The sequence below is a fragment of the Jezberella sp. genome, assembly GCF_964834465.1.
This window is the reverse complement of record NZ_CBAZRM010000001.1, coordinates 168107-186095: the sequence shown is the minus strand read 5'-3', so window position 1 is coordinate 186095 and position 17989 is coordinate 168107. Positions and strand designations below refer to the sequence as shown.

17 protein-coding genes and 1 tRNA gene are annotated in these 17989 nt (G+C 51.8%); 14 read left to right on the top strand and 4 right to left on the bottom strand.

The features are described from left to right. Positions 1 to 87 precede the first annotated feature (87 nt). The 13 genes from pstS to AC1W8Y_RS00815 all read left to right on the top strand — a co-directional run bounded on the left by pstS (position 88) and on the right by AC1W8Y_RS00815 (position 12365). The gene (gene pstS / locus AC1W8Y_RS00875) at positions 88 to 1128 is read left to right on the top strand and encodes a phosphate ABC transporter substrate-binding protein PstS (protein ID WP_482012563.1); all 1041 of its coding nucleotides are present in this window, start codon (positions 88 to 90) and stop codon (positions 1126 to 1128) included. A gap of 139 nt (positions 1129 to 1267) precedes the next feature. Then, the gene (gene pstC / locus AC1W8Y_RS00870; RefSeq protein ID WP_482012562.1) at positions 1268 to 2206 is read left to right on the top strand and encodes a phosphate ABC transporter permease subunit PstC; all 939 of its coding nucleotides are present in this window, start codon (positions 1268 to 1270) and stop codon (positions 2204 to 2206) included. 14 nt (positions 2207 to 2220) lie between these two features. After that, on the top strand, positions 2221 to 3093 hold the full coding sequence (gene pstA / locus AC1W8Y_RS00865) for a phosphate ABC transporter permease PstA (protein ID WP_482012650.1): 873 nt from the start codon (positions 2221 to 2223) through the stop codon (positions 3091 to 3093). A 38-nt stretch (positions 3094 to 3131) separates the two neighbouring features. Then, entirely contained in the window at positions 3132 to 3926 is a 795-nt protein-coding gene (pstB, locus tag AC1W8Y_RS00860) for a phosphate ABC transporter ATP-binding protein PstB (protein ID WP_482012561.1), read from the top strand. 99 nt (positions 3927 to 4025) lie between these two features. Then, positions 4026 to 4102 (top strand) — tRNA-Pro (locus AC1W8Y_RS00855). Between the two features lie 209 nt (positions 4103 to 4311). Next, positions 4312 to 6615: an alkaline phosphatase gene (locus AC1W8Y_RS00850; RefSeq protein ID WP_482012560.1), complete on the top strand. Its 2304-nt coding sequence runs from the start codon at positions 4312 to 4314 to the stop codon at positions 6613 to 6615. Further along, the gene (locus AC1W8Y_RS00845; protein WP_482012559.1) at positions 6615 to 6971 is read left to right on the top strand and encodes a carboxypeptidase-like regulatory domain-containing protein; all 357 of its coding nucleotides are present in this window, start codon (positions 6615 to 6617) and stop codon (positions 6969 to 6971) included. The genes AC1W8Y_RS00850 and AC1W8Y_RS00845 overlap by 1 nt, the downstream gene beginning before the upstream one ends. Before the next feature lie 120 nt (positions 6972 to 7091). After that, positions 7092 to 7991 (top strand): polyphosphate kinase 2, encoded by a 900-nt coding sequence (gene ppk2 / locus AC1W8Y_RS00840; RefSeq protein WP_482012649.1) that lies wholly within the window; start codon positions 7092 to 7094, stop codon positions 7989 to 7991. 3 nt (positions 7992 to 7994) lie between these two features. Next, complete coding sequence (locus tag AC1W8Y_RS00835; RefSeq protein ID WP_482012558.1) at positions 7995 to 9011, top strand: glycosyltransferase family 4 protein; 1017 nt, start codon at positions 7995 to 7997, stop codon at positions 9009 to 9011. A gap of 45 nt (positions 9012 to 9056) precedes the next feature. Then, positions 9057 to 9905 carry a hypothetical protein gene (locus tag AC1W8Y_RS00830; RefSeq protein ID WP_482012557.1) on the top strand — a complete coding sequence of 283 codons (849 nt, stop codon included), beginning with the start codon at positions 9057 to 9059 and terminating at the stop codon, positions 9903 to 9905. Between the two features lie 75 nt (positions 9906 to 9980). Further along, positions 9981 to 10856 (top strand): UDP-2,3-diacylglucosamine diphosphatase, encoded by an 876-nt coding sequence (locus AC1W8Y_RS00825; protein ID WP_482012556.1) that lies wholly within the window; start codon positions 9981 to 9983, stop codon positions 10854 to 10856. Positions 10857 to 10864: 8 nt separating this feature from the next. Then, complete coding sequence (locus AC1W8Y_RS00820; RefSeq protein ID WP_482012648.1) at positions 10865 to 11923, top strand: glycosyltransferase family 4 protein; 1059 nt, start codon at positions 10865 to 10867, stop codon at positions 11921 to 11923. Between the two features lie 10 nt (positions 11924 to 11933). Beyond that, complete coding sequence (locus AC1W8Y_RS00815) at positions 11934 to 12365, top strand: diacylglycerol kinase (protein WP_482012555.1); 432 nt, start codon at positions 11934 to 11936, stop codon at positions 12363 to 12365. Here the strand turns inward: AC1W8Y_RS00815 and AC1W8Y_RS00810 are convergent. From AC1W8Y_RS00810 to AC1W8Y_RS00795, 4 genes are read right to left on the bottom strand one after another with little or no spacing between them, the layout of a single operon-like run. Beyond that, on the bottom strand, positions 12355 to 12750 hold the full coding sequence (locus AC1W8Y_RS00810; RefSeq protein ID WP_482012554.1) for a dihydroneopterin aldolase: 396 nt from the start codon (positions 12748 to 12750) through the stop codon (positions 12355 to 12357). The genes AC1W8Y_RS00815 and AC1W8Y_RS00810 overlap by 11 nt on opposite strands. A 9-nt stretch (positions 12751 to 12759) precedes the next feature. Beyond that, positions 12760 to 13542, bottom strand: coding sequence for an SDR family oxidoreductase (locus AC1W8Y_RS00805; RefSeq protein ID WP_482012553.1), 783 nt, complete (start codon positions 13540 to 13542; stop codon positions 12760 to 12762). After that, on the bottom strand, positions 13539 to 14975 hold the full coding sequence (locus AC1W8Y_RS00800) for an amidase (RefSeq protein ID WP_482012552.1): 1437 nt from the start codon (positions 14973 to 14975) through the stop codon (positions 13539 to 13541). The genes AC1W8Y_RS00805 and AC1W8Y_RS00800 overlap by 4 nt, the downstream gene beginning before the upstream one ends. An 8-nt stretch (positions 14976 to 14983) precedes the next feature. Beyond that, the gene (locus AC1W8Y_RS00795; protein ID WP_482012551.1) at positions 14984 to 16249 is read right to left on the bottom strand and encodes an MFS transporter; all 1266 of its coding nucleotides are present in this window, start codon (positions 16247 to 16249) and stop codon (positions 14984 to 14986) included. A 128-nt stretch (positions 16250 to 16377) separates the two neighbouring features. On the opposite strand from AC1W8Y_RS00795, the gene AC1W8Y_RS00790 reads away from it, so the two are divergent. After that, a complete protein-coding gene (locus AC1W8Y_RS00790) occupies positions 16378 to 17949 on the top strand; it encodes an ArnT family glycosyltransferase (RefSeq protein ID WP_482012550.1) in 1572 nt (523 codons plus the stop codon). The last annotated feature ends 40 nt before the right edge of the window (positions 17950 to 17989 follow it).

The following is a 17989-nucleotide window of genomic DNA, read 5'->3' as shown; positions in this document are numbered from 1 at the left end:
TAACCAACTTGTCATACAAGCTGTCTACTATCTGACAGTTGCTGTAGTTGTTGCAACCCAATTTTTAACAACGACGAGGTAAGTTAAATGATCAAATCCGCCTTCGCGCGTCTCGTGGCTGGTGCAGCCCTGAGTTCTGTCGCTCTATCGGCTTTTGCAGTGAATATTACCGGTGCAGGTGCAACTTTCCCAGCACCCGTATACGCCAAATGGGCTGCTGAATTCAAGGCCAAGACGAACAACCAAGTTAACTATCAGGCGATTGGTTCTGGTGGTGGCATTCAGCAAATTACTGCCAAAACCGTTGACTTCGGTGCTACCGATGATCCAATGCCCGGCGAACAGCTGGACAAACTGTCGTTGATGCAATTTCCAGCGGTCATTGGTGGCACGGTAGCCGTCGTCAATATCGATGGCGTGAAACCTGGTGTCATGAAGCTGTCGGGCAAAGTACTGGCCGACGTGTTTCAGGGAAAAATCAAGAAATGGAATGATCCAGCGATTCAAGGCTTGAATACAGACATCAAATTACCAGCTGCTGACATCGTCGTGGTCTATCGCTCGGATGGCTCGGGTACGACAGCCGGTTTTACCAACTATCTGAGCAAAGTTTCGCCAGACTGGAAGTCTGCGGTTGGTGAAGGTAAATCGGTTCAGTGGCCAGTCGGTCAGGGCGGTAAGGGTAACGACGGTGTTGCAAACTACGTGCGTCAGTTGCAAAACTCGATCGGTTACGTTGAGTACGCGTATGCCAAAGGCAATGCGTTGGCATGGACTCAATTGATCAACAGCAACGGCAAAGCCGTCCAGCCTGAACAAAAGGCATTCGCTGCAGCAGCGGCTAATGCCAAATGGGACAGTGCACCCGGGATGGGCGTTGTGCTGACCAACCAGCCAGGCGATGACTCATGGCCCGTGACCAGTGCAACTTTCATTTTGGTTTACAAAACCCAAGAAAAGCCTGCCAACGGTAAAGCGGTGATCGACTTCTTTACCTGGTCGTTTGATCAAGGTGCCAAGTTAGCTTCTGATCTTGATTATGTTCCTCTTCCTAAAGAAGTGACAGACAAAATCAAAGCCGACTGGAAAGCAACCTTAAAGACTGCCGACGGTAAGCCACTGCTATAACTAGCCTTGATGTTTCACTATTGAGCCGCGATCGAATTTGTTTAATCGCGGCTCGTTAGTGAGCTGAAAGGTATTGAATGAGACTTGAGTCTCGGATGTTGCGATCATCGCTGTAGCCGTTGTGGATTGCGTTTCCCAAATGAAAAAAAACCAAAGCACCTTTCACGATGTTTTATTCCTGCAAACCACCAGACTGTTTGCATTTGTCGTGTTCAGTTTATTAGCGGCCATTCTGGTCTCGCTGATCATTGGCAGTAAAGAGACTTTGTTGCGCGACGGTATTCCGTTTTTTTGGCGCAGCGACTGGAATCCCAATAAAGACCTTTACGGCGCGTTAGTGCCCGTTGTGGGAACTTTACTGACCTCTGTGATTGCACTGGTCATTGCCATTCCTGTTTCTTTCGGCATTGCCGTCTTTTTGACAGAACTCGCGCCTTCTTGGCTGCGTCGTCCAATCGGTACTGCCGTTGAAATGCTCGCCGCTATTCCCTCGATCATCTATGGTATGTGGGGATTGTTTGTATTTGTTCCCTTTTTTCAACGCTATGTTCAACCCAGCCTCATTGATTGGTTAAGTCCAATCCCGGGTATCGGTTTTTTGTTTGCCGGGCCACCCTTCGGCAGCGGGATATTTACGGCTGGCCTCATTTTGTCCATCATGATTATTCCTTTCATTGCGTCGGTCATGCGTGATGTCTTTGAATTAGTGCCTCCGATGCTCAAAGAGTCAGCCTACGGGTTGGGTGGTACCACCTGGGAGGTCATGTCCAAAGTCGTGTTGCCTTTTACAAGGGCAGGCGTGATTGGCGGGGTGATGCTGGGTCTTGGCCGAGCGCTCGGTGAGACGATGGCAGTGACTTTTGTGATCGGCAACGCGTTTCGTATGCCAACGTCTGTTTTTTCTGCAGGTACGTCAATCGCTTCAGCGCTGGCAAACCAGTTCAACGAAGCGGCTGGCTTGCAGAAGTCAGCGTTGCTTGAATTAGGCCTTATCCTGTTCTTTATCACGACTGTCGTTCTGATCGCCTCCAAGCTGTTGCTGCAGCGGATGGCAAAATCCGAAGGAGCGAAATCGTGATCAGTCAACCTCACATGGCAACGAGCAAAACCGTGGAAAGCGCAATTCACTCCCGCAATAGCGTGTACAGGCGCCGTTACGTTACCAACAAAATTATGTTGACGCTGTCGATTGGCGCGTTGATTTTTGGTTTGTTCTGGCTGATTTGGATTCTTGAGACTTTGATCGTACGGGGCGGTGGGTCTTTGAGCCTCTCGCTGTTTACAGAGATGACCCCACCACCTGGTGGCAAAGGCGGATTGCTGAATGCGATTACAGGTAGTTTGGCCATGGTGGGTGTCGGCACGTTGATCGGCACACCAGTTGGTATTTTGGCGGGTACCTATTTGGCTGAGTACGGCCAACGAGGTTGGTTGGCGCCCGCCACCCGCTTCCTGAATGATGTCTTGCTATCAGCGCCTTCCATTGTGATTGGTTTGTTCATCTATGCGGCCTACGTGGCCCCCATTGGGCATTACTCTGGGTGGGCAGGCTCGTTAGCCCTGTCGATTTTGGTGATTCCAGTGGTGGTGCGAACGACCGACAATATGTTGATGTTGGTGCCGAACGGTCTGAGAGAAGCTTGTTTCGCGATTGGTTGTCCGAAATGGAGAATGATCGTGATGGTCTGCTATAAAGCTGCGCAAAGCGGCATCACCACTGGCATTCTTTTGGCCGTTGCCCGAATTGCGGGTGAGACGGCACCGTTGCTGTTCACCGCGTTAAATAATCAGTTTATGTCTTGGGACATGAACAAGCCTTTGTCTAATTTGCCGGTGGTGATCTACCAGTTTGCGTCGACGCCTTTTAAGGATTTGAACGATCTGGCTTGGGCGGGCGCGACCTTGATTACGCTAGCAGTTTTGGCGCTAAACATCTTTGCACGAAATTTCGTGAGTAAAAAATAATTGACTGGCTGCGATAGCTGCGATCTATAGGATATATGATGGAAAACACAACTTCCGCGAGCACGGCACTCACCAATTTGCAATCAAAGATTCAGGTAAATAACTTGAACTTTTATTATGGTGGGTTTCATGCATTGCGCAACGTCAACATGACGATTGCAGAAAATAAAGTGACGGCTTTCATTGGCCCATCGGGCTGTGGTAAGTCAACGCTGTTACGTACGTTCAACAGAATGTTTGAGCTCTATCCTGGGCAACGCGCTGAGGGCGAGATTTTGCTGGATGGTGAAAACTTGCTGACCACCAAGACAGATATCTCATTGATCCGCGCGAAAGTTGGCATGGTTTTTCAAAAGCCAACACCTTTCCCGATGAGCATCTATGACAACATCGCGTTCGGCGTGCGCTTGTTTGAGCAACTGTCCAAAGCAGACATGGATGAGCGAGTTCATTGGGCACTCTCAAAAGCGGCGCTTTGGACGGAAGTCAAAGATAAGTTGAATCAAAGCGGTCATAGCCTGTCAGGCGGGCAGCAGCAGCGGTTGTGTATTGCCCGTGGGGTTGCCATCAAACCACAGATTTTGTTGCTCGATGAGCCTTGTTCTGCACTTGATCCCATTTCGACGGCAAAAGTCGAAGAGCTCATCACCGAATTGAAAAACGATTACACCGTCGTGATTGTGACCCACAATATGCAACAGGCGGCGCGGTGTTCGGATTTCACCGCCTATATGTACTTGGGCGAGTTAATGGAATTTGGTGAAACGGATCAGATTTTCGTCAAACCCACGCGTAAAGAGACAGAAGACTACATCACAGGTCGTTTCGGTTAAAGTAAGTTAAGGCATTTGGTGGGTTCTAGGTGCGTTTACTAGGTCTCATCACTCAGCCTGTTGGCAAGAATTTCGCCAATCTGTTATAGTTCAAGGCTTCGGGGCGTAGCGCAGCCTGGTAGCGCATCTGCTTTGGGAGCAGAGGGTCGTGAGTTCGAATCCCACCGCCCCGACCAATATCAAAACGGGTCTTAGATGAAATGTCTAAGACCCGTTTTTCTATTTCCGGCCACCATTGGTCTTTTTCACTCGCTACTTGGGTGGCCGATGGTCTCGGCTGGCATCAGAGATATATTTCATATCTTTTTATTGTCATTGTTTTCATCTTCTTGTCACATTGAATCATTAATATCAAAGATTCATGAGTATTTACTAGAAATTAAAAATGACAAAACATAAGCCCTTTATCCGCAGCATCCTTTGTTTGATGGCAGCCTCATTTGTAACCGTTTCAATGGCCGGTCAAGATGATGACTCGCCATTCATGGGCGACGGCAAAGCTAGAAATGCGGCTGATCCCATCTATTTCGGTCAGAAACTAGCGGATTTCCCCATGAACGCAGAGCCGGAGTCAGGCCTGCGCATCATGCCGCCCACGCGAAGTGACCTTTTTGCAGGGCAACGATTTGATTTGCGCGTCGAAACACAGACCCCCGCGCAAACCCCACCTAAGTTGGTGAGCTTGCGGATTAATGGCAAAGACGTTGCTGGGCAGTTCAAGCAGAAAATTCAAAAGCAAGGCAAGGGGACAGATTCTGGGACACCGGCGTCTGAGCTGCTTTTTGGCGAGACAGCCAGAAATATGAGTTTCGATGCGCCTGGCCAATATGTCGTTGAAGCTGTCGTCAGTGTTGATGGGACGAACAGAACGATTAGCAATGTCTATGATGTCGCAGGTGCACCCAATCCTAAAGCACAAGGGGCCGCCAACAAACTCGTCTTCTTTTTAGGCGACGGTACTGGCGTCCCGATGAGAACCGCAGCACGTCTGATTAGCAAACGAATCGTCGAAGGCAGGGCAGAGCCCCTGGCTTTAGAGAAACTGTCGGCGCTCGGGATGAGTCGTACGACCTCATTCGATAGCATCATCACTGACTCAGCGCCCGGGATGTCGAGTTTGGTGAGTGGCGTCAAACAGTCAAACAATGCGGTCCAAGTGTCGATTGACAACACGCCTGAAGATGCACTTGATAATCCTCGGGTCGAAACGATCTTTGAATACATGAAGCGCGTGCACGGCTGGAAGATCGGTGTTGTGACGGATGCCTTCCTGGTCGACGCGACTCCAGCGAGCGCACAAGCGCACAACCGCGCTCGGCGCAACTATTTGAATATTGCCCAGCAAATGATTGGTTACTTCGACGACTCAAGCGAGTTGAAAAAGACGGGTAACGCTGGCTTGGCCGAATTGTCGCAGCCACTTGACGTGTTGATGGGCGGCGGCGCGGTTCACTGGATGAAACAAAACAATCCATTGCTGCAAGGGTTTTATCAATATCCAGAGGGTAGCGGCCGCAAGGACGTTGACCTCTTGGCCAATGTGGCACCGTCGCTAGGCTATAGCGTCGCCCACAATGTGGACGAATTACGCAATGCGCCTAACAACAAAAAACTGATTGGTATGTTCACCGGCGAGTTCCGTAAAACCTCAAGTGGTTTGGGGCCTGACAATATTCCCGGCGTTTTGGATCGCCTGGTGTCGAGAGACAGAGCCACCATCCGTGGTAAGAGCGCGCGTGACGCCGAGATCGGCATGAACGTCGCTCCGCCTTACGGTACGGCTTGTGGTGCTACGGTAGCAGACTGTTTCAGCAAAGTACCCATGAAACAAGAAATGATCGATAAGGCGATCAGCGTGCTGGACGGGTTGGCCAAAAAAGACAACCCCAAGAGCGATGGCGGTTGGATGTTGCTGGTTGAGCAGTCGCAATCAGACAAAATGGGGCACATCCTTGAATACGATCGGGCAATCTATGAGGTCGTTGAACTGGATCGTGCGGTAGAAAATACTGTCAAGCGCTTTGCTGACGATAAGCGTGCTTTGACCGTCGCAACATCAGATCATGCCCAACCGCAGACCATTATTGGCGTTGCCATGACCGGGGCGTTGATTGAAGGTGCTGGCAAATGCTTTCAGACGACCAATGGCAATTACCCCGTCATGCTCGGGTCGACTGCCGATCCCGATCGTCCATGCGCGTTGCAAGATGCCATCGGTACCTTTAACGACGCGACCTTTCCGACTTACGCTGACCTGAACCGTGATGGTTTTCCGGATGATCCAGACCCAGCGATTAAACTGATCATTGAGGATGGCGGTCGTCCGACTTACAGCACGACTTTCTTGACGAACTATCAACCACTCAAACCCAACAGTTCGAGAAAGACCGAAGACGGTAAGAAGATCGATCAGGCCGCTTTGCCCGATCCAGTCAGACAGCCTGACGGCTTGTTGATGACGGGCAATATGCCAACACGTAACGTGAAAGGTGGTGCAAATAAAACCGGCGGGGTCGTCGATATTGCACCGCACGCAGGTGACGACGTGCTGGTGGCTGCCGAAGGGGCAGGGGCACAGAATTTTGCTGGCTTCTACGACAACACCACCATCTTAACCAGACTGGTTCGTTCTTTCGGCGCTCGTGCTGCGGGTGACACGACGTCCACAGGTGGCTTGAAAGGATGGTAATGCGTCGACTGGGTGTTATCCGCGCCATCGCTGCTGTTGCCCTGCTCGCCGTCTTTGAGGCGGCTGGCGCGACAGATGTGGTGGGCCGAGTGGTTGATGTCGCTGACGCCCGCGTGTTTGATGGCGCCACCGTGAGCTTTAGGGCGGGTCAGACGCAAGGCCCGCAAGTGGCAACCGACGCTGGCGGCTTTTTTAGAGCCCCGGGTTTGGCAAAAGGCGCCTATGTGCTCGATATCCAGTTAGCCGACGGGCGCAACTTCGCCAGCCGTTTGCTGGTGAGTGAGCTATCAAAGACGCAGTTTGTCGAAATTGACTATAGCCGTTCTGTGTCACCCGATGACGAAGACGACTATTGAGCTCGCCGGTTTATCGATCTGTATGTTTAACTTCCCTTTATTCACCTCGTGACCATTTGAGCTATGACAACATCCGATCCTTCGAATGCACCTAAGCCGTCGTCTGCAAACCGTAAGACCATGGCAGAGCGGGCCCATGACGACTTGATCGATAGCTATGATGAAGAGCTCGAAATGGAAATTGATGACGACATGCTCGACGAGCTGTTGATGGATTCAACACCTGGCAGCGAAACCGATAGTCGGCATGCTGAAAGACGTCTGTACTTTCGCGAATTGCTGCGGTTGCAGGGTGAACTGGTTAAGTTGCAAGATTGGGTGGTTGCCAAGAAGCTCAAAGTGGTCGTGTTGTTCGAGGGCCGCGACGCGGCGGGCAAAGGCGGGTCTATCAAACGGATCACGCAACGGCTGAACCCGCGCGTCTGCCGAGTGGTCGCCTTGCCGGCACCGAACGAACGCGAAAAGACGCAGTGGTATTTTCAACGCTACGTACCGCATCTACCCGCAGGCGGTGAAATCGTTCTGTTCGATCGCAGCTGGTACAACCGGGCGGGCGTTGAACGTGTGATGGGGTTTTGTAATGATCAAGAGTACGAAGAGTTTTTCAGAACGGTGCCGGATTTCGAGCGGATGTTGGTCAGTTCAGGCATTATCCTGATCAAGTACTGGTTCTCGATTTCTGACGACGAACAGCACACACGATTTAGCATGCGCATCCGCGATCGCCTGAAGCAGTGGAAGCTCAGCCCGATGGATTTGGAATCACGCCGTCGGTGGGAAGATTACACTCAAGCGAAAGAAGTGATGCTCAAGCGAACGCATATCCCTGAGGCACGCTGGTGGGTTGTCGATGGTGATGACAAAAAACGAGCCCGTTTGAACTGTATTCATCACTTGCTTGGGCAAGTCCCTTACGAAGAAATCGAACATCCACCCGTCGTTTTACCTGAACGGGTTCATCACCCTGACTACGAGAGACACCCGGTCCCGGCCGATATGCATGTTCCTGTGGTGTACTGACTGATGAAGATCCTGATCGCCACAGAAGCTTGGGACCCGCAGGTCAACGGCGTCGTCCGTACCCTCAAGATGACGTCCAGAGAGCTGACGCGTTTGGGACACGAGGTGCTGGTCGTCAATCCGTCCATGTTCAAAAGTATTCCCTGCCCCACGTACCCTGAAATTCGTTTGCCGCTCGTGACCAGTAGGTCCGTTAAAAAAGTGATAGATGCCTTTGCGCCTGATGTGGTTCACATCGCAACCGAAGGGCCGCTGGGCTGGGCTATCCGAGGCTTGGCGATTGACCGTGGTTGGCGGTTCAGTACGGGTTACCACAGCCGTTTTCCTGAGTATGTTCAGATGCGCATTGGTCTGCCTGTGGGTTTGAGCTACGCATTGCTCAAGCATTTCCATAACGCCGGTGTGGCCACGCTCGTGCCCACACCCGCCATGATGTCGACCCTGCAGACAAGAGGGTTTACCAAACCTGTGATCTGGAGTCGCGGGGTAGACAGCGAGATCTTCGAACCCAAGGGCGACAAGTTACCGCGCACCGACAAGCCGGTGTTTTTGTATGTGGGTCGATTGGCGGTAGAAAAAAGTGTTGAAGATTTCTTGTCACTTGATTTACCAGGTGAGAAATGGGTCGCTGGTGAGGGCCCCAGTGCAGAAGCGTTACGCAAGAAATTCCCAGACGTTCGTTGGTTCGGCGTTTTGTCTGGGGCTGAACTCGCCACGCTCTATCGGAGCGCCGATGTGATGGTGTTCCCCAGCAAGACAGACACGTTTGGCTTAGTGATGATCGAGTCGATGGCGTGTGGCACCCCCGTTGCTGCCCTACCCGTGACTGGCCCCATTGATGTGCTGGGCGACTCAGAGGGGGGCGTGATGAATGACGATTTGCGGGCTGCCTGTTTAGAGGCGTTACACGTCGATCGTGACACAGTTGCAGAGTTTGGAAAAAAATACACTTGGGCGGCAGCAACTCAGCAGTTTTTGTCAGCGCTGAAACCGATTCACACGAACATCCCACTACAATAAACACCTGTAGGAAGGTGTTGATGAATTTGCGTGAAGGATGCTTGCATGGGTCGTTGTCGGTTGGTTTTTTTTCTGTTTTTTTTCTTGATCAACACGACAGCAAAGGCTTATGCGCCGCTAAACACGGATGACGCTGCGACCGTGGCAAAAGGCAGTCACCAGATAGAGCAATACTTTTTTCTGATTAGTGAATACAGTCCGTCTGCTACCCCCGAAGATGGGGTAAGTTCTGGCGAAAATTATGAGGGTACGGGTCTTGCACGAGGGTTTCCCTTTGCGTATGCCACGGGGTTAGCCGAGGCACTCGATGTGTCATTCAGCCCAACGGTATATGCAACGCCGACAGGCGACTTTTCACCGATCGGCAACTATACCTTTGCTACAAAATGGCGTTACCACGGCGATGGCGAGCACGGTTTCAATGCTGCGATTAAGCCGATGTTGATTTTGCCTGCCACTGCAGATCAGCAGGTCTATGGTATTGGTAATGCGAAACTCAACGCTGGTATTACCGCCATTTTTTCTTACTATTGGCCGGACGTCGAGTTGCATACGAATGCGAGCTATTTTCGCGCCCCTTACGACCCCAATAGTCAAGTAGGTTTTAGCCCGGATGCCAAACGAACCAATCTATATGCTGTCTCGGTAGCACCTGTCTGGCAGTTAGTGCCGAAATTTAAACTTGCGCTGGATGTTGGCATCAACACAAACCCGAATGAACCCGACCCCTCCTTAACAACCTATGCGATGTTGGCCTTCATCTACTCACCAACAAAAGATTGGGATCTTGGCTTGGCCTATCAACGTAACGCCACCAACTTCGGCGCCATGTTTTCTTCTGGCGAAACCAACACCACGCGTTTTCAAGCAGGCGTGACTTATCGCTTCGATTGAGAAGTGTGCGGTTGTCATCTAACTGCCATGATTTGGTCATACAACGTTCATGAGTTGCTGATGTAATATCGACTCATGAATCACTATCGCGCCATCTGGATTTCAGACATTCACCTGGGTACACCAGGATGCCAGGCTACCTACCTCCTGGATTTCTTGAAACACAACGAGGCAGATACTTTTTACTTGGTCGGCGACATCATCGACGGCTGGCGACTTCAAAAATCTTTCTACTGGCCTCAAACGCACAACGACGTTGTGCAAAAGCTGTTGCGTAAAGCGCGTAAAGGGACAGAGGTCATTTATATCCCAGGTAATCACGACGAAAGTGTTCGGCAATTTTTCGGTATGTCTTTTGGCGATGTCAAAGTCGTCGAAGAGTGGATTCATACGACCGCCGACGGCCGCAAACTTTGGGTGACTCACGGCGATTTATTTGACAGTGTGATGCAATACGCCAAATGGCTCGCCTATGTTGGTGATAGCCTGTATACCTTCATTTTGTTCCTGAACCGATACTTCAACCGCATTCGAATCCGTTTGGGATTTCAATATTGGTCCCTGTCGCAATACTTGAAGCATCAAGTCAAAAATGCGGTGAGTTTCATTACCGACTTTGAACACATCATGGCGCGCGAAGCGCGGATGCGTCAATGCGACGGCGTGGTGTGTGGTCACATTCATAATGCTGAAATTCGCGAAATTGACGGGTTACTGTACTGTAACGATGGTGATTGGGTCGAAAGTTTGACCGCCTTGGTCGAGACTCATGAAGGCGAACTAAAGATTGTCCATTGGACGCATATACACGGGGATCTGGCCACCGACGAAGCGGTTGAAGGCGTCACCGGCAAACGTGCACCTGCTCGCCCAGCAGAGGCGGTGCCAGCGTTAGAGCCTGCTATGCTTGAGTCATTGGCAAGTATGGCCATACAGCCCCGTAAGATTTGAGGACGATGATGCGAATTTCGATTATCACGGATGCTTGGGAACCCCAGGTAAACGGCGTTGTTAGAACCCTAAAGCAAACACTGACCGAATTGATTGCCATGGGGCATGAAGTGGATATGATCACGCCGAATGATTTTTTCACGGTGCCTTGCCCCACCTATCCAACGATTTCACTGGCCGTCTATCCTCGTCGAAAATTAGCTCAACGCCTGAAGGCATTTGCCCCTGATGCAATGCATATTGCGACGGAAGGTCCGTTAGGGATCGCTGCACGCAACTACGCGGTCAGAAATAAGTTGCCGTTCTCAACGGCCTATCACACGCGGTTTCCAGAGTATGTGAAGGCGCGTATCAACATACCCCTTCACTGGACGTACCGCTTCCTGAGATGGTTTCACGGGCCCGCTATGGCGGTGATGGCACCCACCTCTGTGGTCAAACGTGATCTTGAGATGCACGGGATTGACAATACCGTGCTGTGGTCCCGGGGCGTGGATCTCGATGTTTTTAAATTGCCGACCACTGAAGAAGCATCGGCAGATGCCTCGACGTTAATCCCAGATCATTCACCGTATCCGGTCTTTTTATATGTGGGACGTGTCGCCGTCGAAAAAAATATCGATGCGTTTTTGAAGCTCGATTTGCCAGGCACTAAATGGGTGGTGGGTGGCGGCCCCGGTCTTGCAGACATGAAGAAAAAGTATCCAGATGCAAAGTATTTCGGGGAATTGAACAAGTACGAATTGGCAAAGATTTATGCTGCTGCGGATGTCTTTGTGTTCCCCAGCAAAACGGATACGTTTGGTTTGGTGTTGCTCGAGGCGATGGCCTGTGGGCTGCCAGTTGCTGCATATCCTGTGACAGGGCCTATTGATGTATTGGGTGATTCAGGGGCCGGCGTCATGCATGATGACTTGCGCGAAGCCTGTCTGCAAGCGTTGCACATTGATCGTGCGATCGCTCGGGCACATGCCGAGACCTTTTCTTGGCGTGCAGCGACCGAGCAATTCGAGTTTTATTTAAGGCCAGCACCGATTGCGCCAAACCCGCTGATGGCCTTAGACTGATCGTGATTTGATGCCAGCGCTACCCCCAACCCCACCGCCTTACCATATCGATCAAAATCCGCACAAAGGCAATCGCGGGTTGGCCAGGGCGTGGCACGCGGCGAAAAACTCGTGGCGAGGTCTGGTCTTCGCTTTCAACGAAGAGAGTGCGTTTCGGCAAGAACTGACCTTGGCCGTCGTGTTGTCGCCTATCGCGATCTGGGCGCCTGTCTCTGCGCTTGATCGCGCGTTGATGTTCGCCACCCTGATACTCGTGCTGGTTGTCGAACTGTTGAACTCTAGCGTCGAAGCCGCCATCGATCGAATTTCGTTTGAGCAGCACGATCTATCCAAACGTGCCAAAGACTTCGGGTCTGCTGCTGTATTTTTGGCGTTGCTGCTAGCCTTGGTCATTTGGGCCACCATCCTTACCCCCGTGGTGATGGCAATCCTTAAGTTTTGATCCTGAGGATTTCTACCCCAACCCCTTCGCTGTCCGGATAAACATCGGGCTTCTCAGCCGAAATACCCACCGCACGGATCAACTTGTGTTGCATCAAGGTATCAGCAATCTTGTCACACAGGGTTTCAAGCAAATGGATATGCCCGACTGCGGCTATCGAGTGAATGGTGTCGCGCATCAAGTTGTAATCAACCACCTCGAGCAGTTTGTCTTCTTTAGGCGTATTGTCAGTCAGCGGGACGTACACGTCCACATTGATTAAGACACGCTGTGGCCCCTTTTTTTCAGACTCATAAACGCCGATATTCATCATAATTTCGAAATGACGTAGAAAAAGACGTCTGCAATCTGCGAGCGCGGGGTAAGTCAGAAGAGGTGAGTTCATGGCGAGCCGTTATTGAGTCAGGAACACGACATCGCGGTCCATGGGTTGTAGGTGCTGACCACCGTCGACAAACAGGGTGGTACCCGTTACTGCATGGGCAGTTGTCAAATAGAGGACGGCGGCCGCAATATCTTGAGGGGTTGATGAATAGCCCAACGGCGTCAGTTTGTTTGATGCGGCAAAACCCTGCTCAGTCTGATCCTTGGACATCATGGTGACGCCTGGCGCGATACCCACCACACGCAACGTCGGGGCGAGTGATTTTGCAAGCAAAGTCGTCGCATTGTTCAAGGCAACTTTTGATAGGGTGTAAGACAAGTAATCCGGATTCAAGTTTTCCAACTTTTGATCCAGCAGATTAATGACAAGACCAGGTTGGTCGGGTTGAGTGGTCAGCGCTCGTCGGGCGTGATAGAGCGCTCGCGACAAGGTCAGTGGCGCTGACAGGTTGATTCGCATGTGCTTATCTAAGTGGGCATAACTGAATTGCTGAATGTCATCGTAATCAAACAGTGAAGCATTGTTGACAATGCAGTCCGGTACGCCCAGTGCGCGATGACAGCTTGGCAGTAGCGCAACCACATCTGGCTCGTGCTCAAGGTCGGCCTGAAGGGTAATGGCACGTTGCCCCATCGTCCGAATTGTCGCCGCGGTTTCTTCGGCATCTTGGTGAGACACGCCATAGTGAATAGCAATATCCCAACCCGCACGGGCCAACTCGAGGGCGATAGCTCGCCCCAGGCGCTTGCCAGCACCCGTGATCAAGGCGATTTTTGAAGGTGTGATGGTCATGACAGCAACGGACTGCGAATTTTCGAATAACCGCTGGCGAGATCATAAGCGTGTGCCATTTTAAGCACTTCAAGATCCGCTTGGGCGGGGCCGATGATTTGAATGCCGGCGGGTAAACCATTGGGTCCGAACCCAGCGGGTGCGGACAGGGCTGGCAACCCGGCAAAGGTCGCCATGATGACCCCTTGCATCCAACGGTGATAGGTATCCATCTTTTGACCTGCGATCTCTGCGGGCCAGTGCTGTTCTGCTGCGAAAGGAAACACTTGTGCAGTTGGCATGACGAGATAATCGTAGGTTTCGAATAAGCGACGCAAGGTTTGATACCAGGCGGTCCTGACCCGAGCTGCCTCGTAGACGTCCAGGGCGGTGAGCTTTAAGCCATTTTCAATTTCCCAGATAGCCTCGGGTTTCAATAAGGCTCGTTTTTCAGGCACTTGATAGAGGGCCGCGTTTGCGCCTGTAAACATAAAGCCTCTGAGGGTGATCCAGGCCCGCCAGAGTTGATCGAGATCAAATTGAGGGATAACTTCTTCGACGTGACAACCCACCTGTGCAAAATGCTGCAACGCCTGTTGACATGTCTCGAGCATGCCAGGCTCGGTGGGCAAGTGCCCGTTCAAGTTACCTAGCCAGCCGATTCGTTTACCGCTCATGTTCTGATCGAGCGGTTGCGAAAATTTGCGGGCATCATCCTGCCGTCGAGTGAGGGGTACTTGCGGGTCGAAACCTGCTTGCACCGATAGCAATAAACCGAGGTCTGTGACGGTGCGTGCCATGGGCCCGACCACGCCAAATTGCTGAAAAAATACTTCATCGCCAGGCCCCGCAGGCACACAGCCAAACGAGGTACGAAAACCGAAGATATTATTGAAGCCGGCAGGCGTGCGCAGCGAACCCATCATGTCCGAGCCATCAGCCAAGGGCAACAGGTGAAGCGCCACCGAGACCGCTGCGCCGCCACTACTCCCCCCGGCAGAGACACGTTGGTCAAATGCATTGAGTGTCGTTCCGTAAACGGTGTTGTAGGTATGCCCACCTAAACCAAATTCAGGCGAATTTGTCCGAGCGACAAAAATTGCGCCTGCCGCTCTCACTTTCGCATTGGCGGCTGAATCAACCGTTGTTTGTTGGTTCTTAAAAATGGGCGAACCATTGGTGGTGATCATGCCAGCGACGGGTGCAAGATCTTTAGGTGCCTGTGGAAAGCCATGCAAGGGACCCATGCTCTCACCACGAGCGAGTTGCTGGTCTCTTTCTTGGGCGAGCCGCTTGACTGCATCCCTTTCGGCAAAGCCGACGAGCGCATTGACTGTCGGGTTTAACCGATCAATTTGAGTCAAGTAGGCATCCATGACCTCCACACAAGAGACTTGCCGCTGGTGGATTGCTTGGGACAGTTCGGTACCGTTGAGTTCGATAATGTCTGACATAGGAATCGTTATGGTCTAGTTGAGGGGGGACTCGTCAATGGATGAGCGGGGTCTGATTGATGCCGGCTGGCCCATGTGGCTGACCAGAATGCGCAGGCAAACAAGATGGCAGTCAAGCATACGCTGATAAGAACCACTTGATAAGAGTTGTTGATCGTCCAGAGGCTGGCTGCAGCGAGCGGACCAACGGCTCTGGCAATCATCGACGGGACAGTCAGCAAACCATTCAGAGCTCCGTAGGCATGTCGGCTAAGTAGCTCTGGCACGATCAAACTGCGCACAATTGTAAAAATGCCATTGGATAAGCCATAGCAGGTCACCAGCAGCGCGACCAGCCAGAAGTCGGGGCGCTCGATCCCGGCGAGCGTGCCGAAGATAAAGGGAAACACGCAGGCCACCGTCGAACCCAGTATCCGCATCGACGTGGTCTTTGCGAGATAGGCAATGACAACACGACCGAAAACCTGTGCGGGCCCTAACAGGGTGAGCGCAAGCACAACATCATCGGTGCTGAGGCCCTTTTCTTGCAAAATCGGGTAAGCGTGAAAGATAAACACAGTGAACATGATTGAATAGAGCGTCAGAGCCAGTAACAGGAGCCAGAAGACGCTAGTCTTGAGTGCGGCTCTCACGACCGCGTTATCTCTGGCTTTGTTGGCTTCATGCGCTTCACGGTGAGAGGCCTGCTCGTGATCGAATTGCGGTTTGATGCAGGACCAGTAGATAAGCGCCCAAAGGAGGTTGATTGTCGCCAGTATCATCAAGGATTGGCGCCAGCCAACATGATTGAGCAAAAATTGCTCTAGCGGAATAAATACCGTGCTGGCAAATCCGCCCCAAAGCGTGATAACAGTGATGAGTGGCCTCGCGTTGGCGGATCCGACTCGTCGTGCCATGACTGCAAAGGCGGGTTCATAAAGAATGCATGCTTGCAACGCGCCCAGTGCGGCACAAAGCCAATAAAAGCTCAGCAGGCGGTCGACATCCGACCAACAGAGCAGGATCAGTGCTGCAAGGACGGAGGCGCCAGCCATCAGCCACCTTCCATAGCCGCGATCTATCCCCAACCCCGCCGGATACGTGAATAAGGCCGTCACGAGCATGCTGATGGTGGCACCCGTGAAAATGGCTGGTTTCGACCACCCGAGGTCAGCACCCATAGCTGCGGCCAGAAGTGGGAAGCTGTAGTACAGAGAACCCCATGCACAGACTTGGCCTGCGCCGAGGATGTTGGCGAGCCAGTGAGCTGGAATCACGCCAGAGTTTTGTATCATTCTTGTTCGCTTGGACGATGCGCCAGTTTGACGGGCTTCTGACTTTTGATAGCAGACGTGATCGTACTAGTTTTTCTGTTCTAAGACACCCTGACCTACAATTAGCGATTGTTTGCAAAACTTAATCAATGAACAAGCTTCTAGAACAACTTTGGGTTTGGACGTTCAAGCCAACTGCCCAACGATGGCTCGCCCCATTGGTGACAATATGGCTAGCGTGTTTGGCATGGCTGCGGTTTCTGCATTTGCCAGACGAAGGTCGTTATGTTGGCGTTGCCTGGGATATGTTTCGGGCGGACAGTCTATGGGTGCCACTCATGAACGGGTTGCCCTATTTTCACAAGCCCCCGCTGTTCTACTGGCTCTGCGAATTGTCTTTCGTCCTGTTCGGGGTGCATGAGTGGTCGGCTCGTATCGCACCAGTGGTCGCCGCCGCGGCGGCGGCGATGACACTGTTTGTGTTCGTACGCAAACATAGCGGGATTAAGGTTGCTGTGCTCACGCTCGGCATGTTGGTGACCATGCCTTTGTTCTATGGTGGCGCGCAGTACGCAAACCTCGACATGCTAGTTGCGGGGATGATGACCTTGACCGTGCTGGCGGGCGCAGAAGCTGTCCTGCGTCATGAATCGGGCCAAGCGTGGCGAGTGATGTCGCTCTGGGCTGCGGTGTTTGCGGCTTTTGCGATTCTGGCAAAAGGGCTTATTGGGGTTGTCTTGCCAGGTGGCGTGCTTTTTTTCTGGCTGGTGTTCTCTGGCCGTTGGCGCAAACTGGGTGTGCTGCTTTGGCCACCCGCCATCATCGCATTTTTGATCGTCGTGCTGCCTTGGTTCTTGATGATGCAGCATTTATATCCAGGGTTCTTTCATTATTTCTTTGTCTATCAACATTTTGAGCGTTTCGTCAGCGAAAGCTTTAACAACACGCAGCCGTTCTGGTTTTATCTTCCCATCGTGTTTTGCTTAACGTTGCCATGGTCGATTGCGAGTCTCGGGTTTTTCATGCCCGTTTTCTGGCGAGGCCCAAAAGCAAAACTGAGTGGTCTCATGTGGTGTTGGTTGGCTGTGATAGGGTTGTTCTTTTCGGTGCCTGCCTCGAAGTTGATCGGCTACATCTTGCCAGTTTTATTTCCCCTGGCTGTACTTTTTGCCGAGGTGATTGTGTGTTGGTTGAGCACCGGCTCTGCTGCACTTGGTAAGCAGGTTCGCCAAGGGGTGAGAACATGTTTTGTCGTTGCCGTCTGCGTCTGCATCACGACATTGGTCATCTTTCGGTTTAATCAGAAAGACAGTGGTGCGAATATGGGTGAACGAATTGCCCTTGAGCTACAAGCAGAAGACACCTTCGTCTTTTTAAAAAGTTATCCTTTTGATTTGCCTCTCTATACAAAGATGCGCAAACCAGCTTGGGTTGTTGAGGATTGGCCCAATCTCGAACAGCGAGACAACTGGCGCAACGAACTTGCAGATGCGGCGCAATTTAACCCTGCTTTAGGTCGCGAAGTGCTGGTTAATAAGGATGCAGTGTTGCCCCGACTGTGCCAAACGGTAGATAAGGTGTTTTGGGTAAGAGCCGATGTTGACGAATGGCCTGCTTGGGCTTTTATCAAAGATGTGGCGCCGTTTGTCCGCGAAGAAAATGACGGTATGGTCTGGAAAATCACGACCAATCAGGCTTTTAAATCTAAATTTTGCCAATAATGATCAGATGGGTTGTGCCACGATGACCCTCAGGAGCCAG